This window comes from Bacillus sp. J14TS2 (assembly GCF_018333015.1).
In the GTDB taxonomy this organism is placed as follows: domain Bacteria; phylum Bacillota; class Bacilli; order Bacillales; family Bacillaceae_C; genus Lederbergia.
This window is the reverse complement of record NZ_BORE01000012.1, coordinates 124,782-137,044: the sequence shown is the minus strand read 5'-3', so window position 1 is coordinate 137,044 and position 12,263 is coordinate 124,782. Positions and strand designations below refer to the sequence as shown.

The following is a 12,263-nucleotide window of genomic DNA, read 5'->3' as shown; positions in this document are numbered from 1 at the left end:
TTTTGTTTTCAAAGAAGAAAAGAACTTGTATACTTTTGCTCGTAATAACTCTTGTCTTGGCGGCATGTGGGAATGCTGAAAAGGACGAACAGCAGACGGCTCCAGAAACAGAAGATCCAACTCCTGAAGCAGAAAAGGATCAATCACCATTTCTTTCTCCGCTTACCGGTCTGCCGGTAGAAGAAGCGACAGATCAAAGAGCGATTGCTGTTACGATGAACAATCAGCCAGAAGCACGGCCACAAAGTGGGCTATCTCAAGTAGATATTGTATATGAATTATTAGCAGAAGGATCGATCACACGATTGTTAGCGATTTTCCAAAGCGAATTACCGGAGCGAATAGGACCTGTTCGGAGTTCTCGCGATTATTTTATTGATATTGCTGAAGGATTCCAGAGCCTTTATATCGCACATGGTTATAGTCCAAGTGCTAAAAAAAGGTTATTATCTGGTGAAATTGATCAGTTGAATGGCATTCAATACGACGGTACGTTATTTGAGCGGTCTACTGATCGCCAAGCTCCTCATAATTCATATATTTCGCAAGAAAGCATCGCAAAAGGGGCTGAAGATGAAGGGTACGATTTGGACACTCCACCAGCACCATTAGATTTTTTAACAGATAAAGAAGTTGAGAGCCTTCAAGGAGAACAAGCGGGGCCTATACAGGTTGCTTATAGTCAAGATGACCTGTTTATCTCCAACTATGAATATGATCAAGAAAAAGAAAAATATTTACGGACCTCTAACGGAGAACAAACGATTGATGCGGAAACAAACGATCCGATTGTATTAGATAATGTGATTGTGATGGAAACCGAACATCAAGCAATGGATTCAGAAGGAAGACGGTCAATTGACTTGACATCTGGAGGGAAAGCTTTATTGTTTCAAAAAGGGTTGGTTAGAGAAATAGAATGGAAAGATCTTGATGGCCGCCCTGTACCATATGAGGATGGACTTCCTGCTAAGCTAGTACCAGGCAGAACTTGGATCAGTATTGTACCAAGCCTCGAGATTGTTTCTTACTCATAAAGTGAAGCTTCAATAGTGGACCCTTCATCCCCTAGTGATTGAAGAAGTTCAAAAGTGAAATTTGCGGCATCCTGTTGGCGGGCTCAAGGCACGACACTTTGAACGTCGCAACGCCATTGCGACAAACTTTCTGTTGGTATGAACGATTTGGGCTTTTACTGACTGTTAATCCCCCAGTTTTCCCACGAATTCTTAAAAGTGGGGATCATACAGCTAATTAATGCGGGATAACTAGGTCGATGAAAAAAGCGTGTGTTTAAAAGGAGAATACAAACGTATGCAAATTGAAAAATTAAGAGGAAAAGAATTAGATCAACTATTTGATGCAATCCTCACTTTGAAAGATCGGGAGGAATGTTATCGATTCTTTGATGATTTATGTACGATTAATGAAATACAATCCTTATCGCAACGACTTGAAGTAGCAAGAATGCTAAGAGAAGGCAAAACCTATCATAAAATTGAATCAGAGACAGGAGCAAGCACAGCTACTATTTCAAGGGTAAAACGCTGTTTGAACTTTGGGAATGATACGTATGAAATGGTGCTTGATCGAGTAGAAGAAGAAAAATAAAGCGAGATTGTCCTTAGTGGGAACTCTTTCCCCTGCTAGGATATTTTCATATTCTTGTTAGACTTGGGTACAGCGAGATGATGCCGTACCCTTTTTATATTTTCATTTATAAAATTTCCCCATCTACTTTAGTCTCCCTATCCCTAAATGCTATAATGATAGATGTTGAATAGAAATGGAGGACCTAATCAATATGTACGATGTGAAAGAATGGCGTCATGCCTTTAAACTTGATCCTGCTAAGTCGATTTCAGATAAAGACTTGGAAAAAATATGTGAATCAGGAACGGACGCCATTATCGTTGGTGGTACGGATCATGTAACATTGGAAAATGTGTTACAACTGATGTCTAGGATCAGAAGATATACGGTGCCATGTGTATTAGAGGTAAGTAATCTTGAATCACTTACACCAGGATTTGATTTATATTTTATTCCATCCGTTTTAAATACAGAAGAAATCCAATGGTTTTCAGGCCTTCATCATAAAGCGATTAAAGAATATGGAGAGGTAATGGACTGGGATGAAGTCCTAGTGGAAGGCTATTGTATTCTAAATTCCGATTGCAAGGTGGCCAAACGAACAAAGGCTGCTACCTCATTAAATGATGATGATGTCATTGCATATGCAAGAATGGCTGAGAAAATGTTTCAGATGCCGATCTTTTATATGGAATATAGTGGGGAGTATGGTGACCCGACATTGGTGGAAAAAGTAAGTGACCAATTGTCAAATACCATTCTATTTTATGGTGGTGGTATTCAAACAGTTCAACAAGCAAAAGAAATGAAGCAATTTGCTGATTGTATCATCGTTGGTAATATTGTATATGAAAATGTAAAAGAAGCGTTGAAAACAGTTCATGTGCTTCCGTGACTTTTGTCTAATATCAAGGTATAATAGAACAAACGTTTTCTAGTTAGGGAGGTAGTAGAGTTGCAAATTTCGGGTATACGTCTCTTGGAAGGATTGAACCCTGAACAAAAAGAAGCGGTCAAAACGACAGAAGGACCTTTGCTCATTATGGCGGGTGCAGGAAGTGGAAAAACAAGGGTTCTTACACATCGAGTAGCTTATTTAATGGTTGAAAAACAGGTGAATCCTTATAATATTCTTGCGATTACATTCACCAATAAGGCCGCGCGGGAAATGAAGGAACGAATTGGAAGCATTTTGGGCGGCTCTGCAGAAGCTGTTTGGATTTCCACTTTTCACTCCATGTGTGTGCGCATTTTACGCCGCGATATTGATCGTCTAGGTTATAATAGTAATTTCACTATTCTCGATTCGACTGACCAATTATCTGTTGTCAAAAATGTCATTAAGGACTTAAATATTGATTCAAAGAAATTTGATCCAAGAGCTGTACTTGGTGCGATAAGCAGTGCGAAAAATGAGTTAGTAACAACAAAGGAATATGAAAAAACAGCAGCTGGTTTTTATGCTCAAACCGTTAGCAAGATATACACAGAGTATCAAAGGAGATTACGTCGCAATAATGCATTAGATTTTGATGATTTAATTATGGTCACAATTCAATTATTTGAACGCGTGCCCGAAATATTGGAATTTTATCAACGGAAATTCCAATATATTCATGTGGATGAATATCAAGATACGAACCGTGCCCAATATATTCTTGTCAAAAGTCTTGCCGCACGCTTGAAAAATATTTGTGTTGTCGGTGACTCAGATCAGTCGATATATAGATGGCGTGGAGCGGATATCGCCAATATTCTATCCTTCGAAAAAGATTATCCCAATGCAAAAGTTATCCTTCTTGAACAAAATTATCGTTCTACAAAGTTTATTCTTAATGCAGCGAACGATGTCATTCAAAATAACCCTAGTCGCAAGCCTAAAAATCTATGGACAGAAAACAAAGAAGGGCAAAAGATTCACTATTATCGGGCAGACAGTGAACAAACAGAAGCTCAATATGTTGTGGGGAAAATTAAGGAATTAAGTACAAAAGGGCAAAGGAAACTTTCTGATTTTGTGATTCTTTATCGGACAAATGCACAATCACGTGCAATGGAGGAAGTATTTTTAAAATCTAATATTGAATATAAGATTGTCGGCGGTACCAAATTCTATGATCGTAAGGAAATTAAAGACTTACTTGCCTATCTGAGATTAATCGCAAATCCAGATGATGATATTAGCCTACAACGCATTATCAATGTCCCAAAACGTGGAATTGGGGCAACCTCTTTAGATAGAATTGCCGCGTATGCAAGAGAACGAGACCTTTCTATGTATCAAGCATTAGCAGAGGTTGATTTTATTGGTTTAACCGGGAAAGCCGCAAATGCAGTCGCTGAATTTTATCTATTAATTCGCAATTACGTCGGAATGCAAGAGTATCTGCCTGTAACAGAACTAGTAGAAGAAGTAATCGAGAATACAGGATACAGAGATATGCTAAAGGCGGAAAAGTCTATAGAAGCAGAAAGTAGATTAGAAAATATTGAGGAGTTCCTCTCTGTTACGAAAAACTTCGAAGCTGGGAGTGAAGATAAAAGTTTAGTGGCCTTTCTTACGGATTTAGCACTTGTTGCTGACATTGATCGTCTTGATGAGGACGGAGTACCAGAAGAAGGGGTTACACTGATGACCTTGCATTCAGCCAAAGGTCTTGAGTTTCCAGTTGTCTTTTTAATTGGGATGGAAGAGGGCGTTTTTCCACATAATCGTTCCTTGATGGAAGAAGCTGAGATGGAGGAAGAAAGAAGAATCGCTTATGTAGGGATTACACGTGCAGAAGAAGAATTATACTTAACAAATGCGCAAATGAGGACTCTATATGGTCGAACGAATATGAATCCTGTTTCTCGGTTTATTGCAGAAATCCCTGTCGACCTTCTGGAAAATGTCAATGAACAGGAAAAAGAGAAAAGAGCGGACTTGGATCGTCAAGTGTTCAATCGAGAACGAAGAAAGCCTATAACAAGACCAAAGACTGCAACTGCAAATTCCAACGATTCGGGATGGAAAGTTGGGGACAAGGCAGAGCATAAAAAATGGGGAATTGGAACCGTTGTGAGCGTCAAAGGAGATGCGGATAATGCGGAACTAGATATTGCCTTTCCAAGTCCAGTCGGAATTAAACGACTGCTTGCTCAGTTTGCCCCCATCCAAAAAGTCTAGTTCAAATGGAACTTGATCAAACGACGAAGACATACGAACGAAGGCCCGCACAATGTGGGGCAGAACGGTGTTGTGACGTGCGAGTGCAGGCAAAGCGATAGGACGTCGTCACTTGAGCTTGCCGTCAGGACGGCGCGTCCATAATCGTTCAACCTTAAACATGCCGTTCATTCCTTGTTCATCCTTTAATCCGTTAAATTGACGTTTGCTCTTGTGTTGTTGAGGCATAATATGAAGACGATAGCTCAGCTTCTATCTTTAGAACATGGAGCAAGACAATGAAAAGTAATGTTTATGGTGGAAAGGTTGATGTGAGGATGAATCAAGAAATTGTAGAACAAGTGAAAGAACTTCACCAATTACTAAATAAATATGGATACGAATACCATGTGCTAGATAATCCCTCTGTTCCTGATGCTGAATATGATAAGCTCCTATTACAGCTACAGGAATTAGAAGAAAAATATCCTGAATTGATTACACCGGATTCACCTACACAACGGGTTGGGGGAGCTGCATTATCCCAATTTGAAAAGGTTCGTCATCAAACTCCGATGTTAAGTTTGGCGAATGCTTTCTCTGAAGAAACACTTCGCGATTTTGACCGGAGAGTCCGACAAGGCATCGGGGATGATTTTTCATATGTATGTGAATTGAAAATTGATGGATTAGCGGTTTCTTTGCGTTATGAAGATGGTCTTCTTGTGCAAGGATCGACAAGAGGAGATGGAACAGTTGGCGAGGATATAACAGCTAACTTAAAAACCATTCGCTCTATCCCCTTAAGATTAAACGAGCCCTATTCGCTAGAAGTGCGTGGCGAAGCTTATATGCCGAAGAATTCCTTCCTAAAGTTAAATAAGCGGAGAGAAGAGGAAGGACAAATGGTCTTTGCGAATCCTCGGAATGCAGCTGCCGGTTCCCTAAGACAGCTTGATCCGCGAATTGCTGCTTCCCGCAATCTTGATATTTTTCTTTATGGAATTGGCGATTTTGGGACAACAGGTGTCATTTCTCATAATGCGGGTTTAAACTTGCTTGAAACACTAGGCTTAAAAGTAAATAGGGAAAGAAAACAATGTGATTCCATCGAGGAAGTGCTCACATATATTGAAAAATGGACAAATGATCGTTCTCAATTGGACTATGACATAGACGGCATCGTCGTTAAGGTTGATTTACTTGAACAACAAGAACAGCTAGGGCAAACAGCTAAAACGCCCCGTTGGGCGATTGCTTTCAAGTTTCCAGCTGAAGAAGTTGTGACAAAATTAACGGAGATTGAACTTAGTGTTGGCAGAACCGGTGTCATTACACCAACGGCCATTCTAGAACCTGTTCAAGTTGCAGGAACAACGGTACAAAGAGCCTCTCTCCATAATGAAGACTTAATTAAAGAAAAAGACATCCGAATTGGTGACTGGGTTGTGATTAGAAAAGCTGGCGATATTATCCCAGAAGTCGTACATGCTTTGACAGAGAGAAGAAGTGGATCAGAGTTGCCATTTCAAATGCCTGAACATTGTCCAGAATGTAATAGTGAACTAGTCCGATTAGAAAGTGAGGTCGCACTACGCTGCCTAAACCCGAAATGTCCTGCGCAAAGAAGGGAAGGGCTAATTCATTTTGTCTCTCGGAATGCGATGAATATCGATGGCTTAGGCGAAAAAGTCATTAGCCAGCTTTTTGCTCTTGACCTAGTGAAGGATCCCGCAGACCTTTATTCCTTAACAAAGGAGCAGTTCCTTGCAATGGAACGTATGGGGGAGAAATCAAGCACCAACTTAATTCAGTCGATTGAGAACTCCAAATCCAACTCATTAGAAAAATTATTATTTGGCTTAGGCATTCGACACGTTGGCGCAAAGGCAGCAGCCACACTTGCGGAACATTTTGAAACAATGGACCAATTGGCAATTGCCACAGAAGAAGAATTATTACAAGTGGATGAAGTTGGAGGGAAAATGGCTGATGCGATTATCAACTTCTTTCAAAATCAAGAAGTGGAACAACTAATCGCAAAATTAAAACAAGCTCATGTTAATATGACATACCTTGGTCAAAAAAGAAGTGAAACTGCTGATAAAGATTCTTATTTTTATGATAAAATAATAGTCTTAACAGGTAAAATGGAGCAGTTAACTAGGAATGAGGCCAAGGAAAAAGTTGAATCATTAGGTGGAAAAGTAACTGGGAGTGTCAGCAAAAAAACCGATTTAGTGATTGCTGGTGAAGAAGCTGGCTCTAAATTAATGAAAGCAAAAGAACTTGGCATCGAAACATGGGATGAGCAAAGGTTTCTGGAGGAAATACAGATTCAGTGATTTAATGATCAAACAGGCGCTTGCGCATTTCTTAAAAGATAAGAAAGTATAAAAAATTTTTCTTAAGAGTGTTTTAAGGCTGGGCAGTTGTTGTCCAGCTCCAGGCGCCATCGGCTCGAGGCTCGCAGGAGCGAGTCCATCGGCGTTGCGACGTACAGGAGGTACTAGTGCAGACGAAGCGACAGGACGTCGCGTTTGAGTCTGCCGCTAGGACGGCGCGAACTTAGCCGATGTTCTGCATAATAACCTGAGCCAATGAAAGGCAAAGAACGCCTTTCTTTGTCTCAGAACATTTGCTGGTCGAAGGTAGCGGGCGCCTTGCGCATTTCTTATTAAAAGGTGGAAAATCCTATGAAAAAGTGGTTTATTAGCAGTATTGTTATCCTTTTGTTGAGTGGCTGTGCCCCGCAAATAACGAAAGAAAATGAAGTCGTTCAAGAAAAGGATGAGAAAAAAGAGACATCAATTATCCCTAATTATCAAATATCTGATTCACTCTATCGTACGATGATCCCTTTTAAACCGAGTAAGACAAGAGGGATGGTTGTCGACCGATTAAATTCGACATATGACATTCATGAGTTTGAAACAGGGTTAATGCGTGTAGCCAATGAAAACTTTTCGACCGATACTTACTTTTTTCAAGAGGGGCAGAAATTAGATCAAGAAACGGTTCGGGGTTGGTTGAATCGAAAATATACAAAGGGACAATTAAAAGAATTAAAACTAGATGCCGAGGAGAACATCGGACTTAATCCGGTCAATGATGAGAAAGGCTCTGTCGAAGAGCAAAATGAAAAGAATCCAATCTATCTAGCCCATATCCTCGAACATGATTACTTGGTAAAAGATGGAGATACCGTAAAACTAGGCGGTATGGTCATTGGTCTTGCCATGAATTCTGTCCATTATTATCAAAAAGAAGAATATGGTGCGACTTTTGAACAGCCTATCGAACACTCTAAGCTTGAAGCAGAAGGCAAAAAAATAGCAGACGAAGTTCTTAATCGTCTCCGTTCCATGGAAGGGTTGGGAAATATCCCGATTACGATTGCTTTGTTTGAACAAAGCAGCAAAAATGCCGTAGTTCCTGGAAGCTTTTTTACCTATTCTCATGCAGACAAAGGCAGTGCATCTTTAGGAGATTGGAAAGCGATTGATGAGAAGCATTATCTATTTCCGTCATCAGAAGCTGAGGAAGATCATCGAGAAGACGTTGCTTACTTTATGAGATTTAAAGATGATATTGAGGAATTTTTCCCGAATTATAACGGGCTAATTGGACGGGCTTTTTATAAAGATGATCAATTTGTTAATTTAGAAATTGATATTCCTATTCAATTGTATGGTGAAGCAGAGATCATTGGCTTTACTCAATGGGCGACTTCCTTAGTAATGGATCATTTTCCTGATTATTTTAATGTCGATGTCAATATTTCCTCAGTGAACGGAGCAGAGGCATTAATCTCTAAAAAATCAGGTGATAAAGAGCCATTTGTCCATATTTATAAATAGTTGATCCAAACCAATGAGAGAATTTACAATACGTCAGTGAAAAGAACTCGCTTAGCTTGCTTGTTGGGAAGATTATTTGATATTATCAATAGTATTGTAGGTCCCGTTTATCCCGCATTAACGGGCAGTAATCCCCCCACCTCATGGATTTAGAGAATACGGAGAAGCATAGGTGGGGATACACTGCCAAAAGCCCGATTGGTTCAGTCCTGCAGGACGCAGGTCACAAAGGCGTTGCGACGTATAGGATGTACTAGTGCAGACGAAGCGACAGGACGTCGCGTTTGAGTCTGCCGACAGGAGGTTGCGATTTTAGCCTTTGATCCTTAACAATCAGTGGGGGATGCCCCTGATTAAAGTTTCACTATTTTATTATTCGGAGGTGTAGAAGGATGTCGGAAATTTCTAAAGAACAAGTTCTTCATGTTGCTCATTTGGCTCGGCTGGAAATGAGTGAGAAAGAAGCGGAAAATTTTTCAGATCAGCTTGCTGATATTATTGCAATGGCAGATACATTAAATGAACTGAACACAGAGAATATTGAGCCTACTTCCCATGTTTTTGCTCAGAAAAATGTGATGCGTGATGATAAGAAAGTCGAAGGGCTGCCACTGGATCAAGTGATGAAAAACGTACCAGATCAAGAGGATGGACAAATAAAGGTACCATCTATTATCGATTAAGGAAGGGGGAAACAATATGTCATTATTCGATCATTCTATTAAAGAATTACATGAACGATTACATAAAAAAGAAATAACAGCTTCTGATCTTGTAGATCAATCTATTAAGAGAATCCATGAGGTTGACGATCAAGTTAAAGCATTCTTGACCGTGGATGAGGAGAATGCACGAAAGCAAGCGAAAGCGCTTGATGGTCAAGTAGGTGATTCTATCCTTGCTGGGATACCTGCTGGAATTAAAGATAATATTGTCACAAAAGACCTTAGAACAACTTGTGCTAGTAAAATACTTGAAAACTTTGATCCGATCTATGATGCGACAGTTATGGAGAAATTGAATGAGGCGCAGACGATTACGATTGGAAAAGTAAACATGGATGAATTTGCTATGGGAGCGACAACGGAAACATCTGCTTTTCAAATAACAAAAAATCCATGGAATCTTGATTTTGTGCCGGGAGGATCTTCCGGTGGTTCGGCCGCTGCAGTAGCAGCTGGGCAAGTGCCGTTTGCACTAGGTTCTGATACAGGTGGATCGATTCGTCAACCAGCTTCTTTCTGTGGAGTTGTTGGGATGAAACCTACATATGGCCGTGTTTCGCGTTATGGATTGGTTGCTTTTGCCTCATCCCTTGATCAAATCGGACCGATTACAAGAAATGTTGAAGACAACGCGTATGTACTTCAAGCGATTGCTGGTGTGGATGCACATGATTCCACAACAGTTGATAAAACTGTAGCTAATTATACAGAAGGACTCACTCAGGATATAAAGGGTTTAAAAATTGCCGTTCCAAAAGAATATTTAGGCGAAGGAATTGGTGAAGCATCTCGTGAAGCGGTTCTTTCCGCATTAAAAGTATTGGAAGGTCTAGGGGCTACGTGGGAAGAAGTATCACTTCCTCATTCTAAATATGGGGTTTCTTCTTATTTCTTACTTGCCTCCTCGGAAGCTTCTGCCAATCTTGCGCGCTTTGATGGAGTACGCTATGGGTACCGGACGCCAAATGCAGATAACCTAATGGAACTATATAAGAAAAGTCGTTCAGAAGGATTTGGTGATGAGGTAAAACGACGGATTATGCTTGGAACATATGCTCTTAGCTCCGGTTTTTATGATGCTTATTATAAAAAGGCGCAACAAGCAAGAACACTAATTAAGCAAGACTTTGATAATATTTTTGAAAAATATGATGTAGTGATTGGCCCGACGACGCCTACTCCAGCTTATAAAATTGGTGAAATGTTGGATGATTTAGTGACCATGTATGCGCGAGATCTTTTAACAATCCCTGTTAACCTTGCTGGTCTACCAGGCATCTCAGTGCCGTGCGGCTTTACAGAAGGGTTACCACTTGGATTGCAAATTATCGGGAAACACTTTGATGAACAAACGATTTATCGTGTGGCTCATGCATTTGAACAATCAACAGATTTCCATAAACAGAAACCACAATTGTAAGGGGGGAAATTCATGAATTTTGAAACAGTAATCGGACTTGAAGTCCACGTAGAATTAAAAACAGAGTCAAAAATCTTTTCACCTAGTCCTAATCAATTTGGGTCAAAGCCTAATACAAATACGTCTGTTATCGATTTAGGTTATCCAGGTGTGTTACCAGTACTGAATAAACGTGCGGTTGATTATGGAATGAGAGCAGCGATGGCTCTAAACTGTGAAATTGCAACAGAGACTAAATTTGATCGAAAAAATTACTTCTATCCTGATAACCCGAAGGCGTATCAAATCTCGCAATTTGATAAACCAATTGGGGAGCATGGTTGGATTGAGATCGAAGTAGACGGCTATAAAAAGAAAATCGGGATTACACGTGTCCATCTTGAAGAAGATGCTGGTAAACTAACTCATGCGAAAGATGGATCACTTGTCGACTTGAATCGTGCGGGTACACCTTTGATCGAAATTGTATCTGAACCTGATATCCGTACTCCTGCGGAAGCCTATGCGTATTTAGAAAAATTAAGGTCGATTGTACAATTTACAGGCGTTTCCGATTGTCGTATGGAAGAAGGATCGCTTCGCTGTGATGCTAATATCTCGTTGCGACCGATTGGTCAAGAGAAATTTGGAACAAAGACAGAATTGAAAAATTTGAACTCTTTTAACTTTGTGCGCAAAGGTCTAGAATTTGAAGAAAAGCGTCAAGAAAAGGTTCTCCTCTCAGGTGGAGAAATTTTACAAGAAACTCGTCGCTTCGATGAAAGCACGGGTGAAACCATCCTTATGCGTGTAAAAGAAGGCGCAGATGATTACCGTTATTTCCCTGAACCTGACCTTGTACAATTATATATTGATGAGGAATGGAAAAAGCGTGTCCGCGCGGAAATCCCTGAATTACCTGATGCTCGTAAAAAGCGTTATGTAGAGCAACTAGGCTTACCTGCTTACGACGCAATGGTTTTAACATTGACGAAAGAAATGTCTGATTTTTTCGAGGAAGTTTTAAAAGCTGGAGCAGATGCAAAATTAGCTTCAAACTGGCTAATGGGTGAAGTCTCTGCTTATCTCAATGCAGAGCAAAAAGAATTACATGATACTGCGTTAACTCCAGAAGGATTAGCGGGTATGATTACACTGATTCAAGATGGTACGATATCTTCGAAGATTGCGAAAAAAGTGTTCCGTGAACTGATTGAAAATGGCGGAGATGCTGAAAAGATCGTCAAAGAGAAAGGGTTAGTCCAGATTTCGGATGAAAGTGCACTCCTGCCGATCATCACAGGAATTTTAGATGCCAATCCTCAATCGATTGAAGACTTTAAAAACGGCAAAGGCCGTGCCCTTGGTTTCCTCGTTGGTCAAGTCATGAAAGAAACAAAAGGACAAGCCAACCCACCAATGGTCAATAAATTGCTAAAGCAAGAAATTGAGAAAAGATAAGCATCTACAGGTGTAAGCTGAATCGAACCAGCTTACACCTTTATTTTCCTTGATTCACCTTCAGACGGCCCGATAAC

General features: G+C 40.2%; 9 protein-coding genes. All 9 read left to right on the top strand.

What is annotated here, in order from left to right; all coding sequences use genetic code 11:
- Positions 1–2 precede the first annotated feature (2 nt).
- On the top strand, positions 3–1,037 hold the full coding sequence (locus KI375_RS18445; protein WP_212974909.1) for a DUF3048 domain-containing protein: 1,035 nt from the start codon (positions 3–5) through the stop codon (positions 1,035–1,037).
- A 277-nt stretch (positions 1,038–1,314) separates the two neighbouring features.
- Entirely contained in the window at positions 1,315–1,611 is a 297-nt protein-coding gene (locus tag KI375_RS18440) for a YerC/YecD family TrpR-related protein (protein WP_207448728.1), read from the top strand.
- 193 nt (positions 1,612–1,804) lie between these two features.
- Complete coding sequence (pcrB, locus tag KI375_RS18435; RefSeq protein ID WP_212974908.1) at positions 1,805–2,488, top strand: heptaprenylglyceryl phosphate synthase; 684 nt, start codon at positions 1,805–1,807, stop codon at positions 2,486–2,488.
- A gap of 60 nt (positions 2,489–2,548) precedes the next feature.
- The gene (gene pcrA, locus KI375_RS18430; RefSeq protein ID WP_212974907.1) at positions 2,549–4,762 is read left to right on the top strand and encodes a DNA helicase PcrA; all 2,214 of its coding nucleotides are present in this window, start codon (positions 2,549–2,551) and stop codon (positions 4,760–4,762) included.
- A 317-nt stretch (positions 4,763–5,079) separates the two neighbouring features.
- Positions 5,080–7,086, top strand: coding sequence for an NAD-dependent DNA ligase LigA (ligA, locus tag KI375_RS18425; protein ID WP_212974933.1), 2,007 nt, complete (start codon positions 5,080–5,082; stop codon positions 7,084–7,086).
- A 351-nt stretch (positions 7,087–7,437) separates the two neighbouring features.
- Positions 7,438–8,601 (top strand): CamS family sex pheromone protein, encoded by a 1,164-nt coding sequence (locus tag KI375_RS18420; protein WP_212974906.1) that lies wholly within the window; start codon positions 7,438–7,440, stop codon positions 8,599–8,601.
- 392 nt (positions 8,602–8,993) lie between these two features.
- Positions 8,994–9,284: an Asp-tRNA(Asn)/Glu-tRNA(Gln) amidotransferase subunit GatC gene (gene gatC / locus KI375_RS18415; RefSeq protein WP_212974905.1), complete on the top strand. Its 291-nt coding sequence runs from the start codon at positions 8,994–8,996 to the stop codon at positions 9,282–9,284.
- A 16-nt stretch (positions 9,285–9,300) separates the two neighbouring features.
- Positions 9,301–10,746, top strand: coding sequence for an Asp-tRNA(Asn)/Glu-tRNA(Gln) amidotransferase subunit GatA (gene gatA, locus KI375_RS18410; protein WP_212974904.1), 1,446 nt, complete (start codon positions 9,301–9,303; stop codon positions 10,744–10,746).
- Between the two features lie 12 nt (positions 10,747–10,758).
- The gene (gatB, locus tag KI375_RS18405) at positions 10,759–12,186 is read left to right on the top strand and encodes an Asp-tRNA(Asn)/Glu-tRNA(Gln) amidotransferase subunit GatB (protein ID WP_212974903.1); all 1,428 of its coding nucleotides are present in this window, start codon (positions 10,759–10,761) and stop codon (positions 12,184–12,186) included.
- The last annotated feature ends 77 nt before the right edge of the window (positions 12,187–12,263 follow it).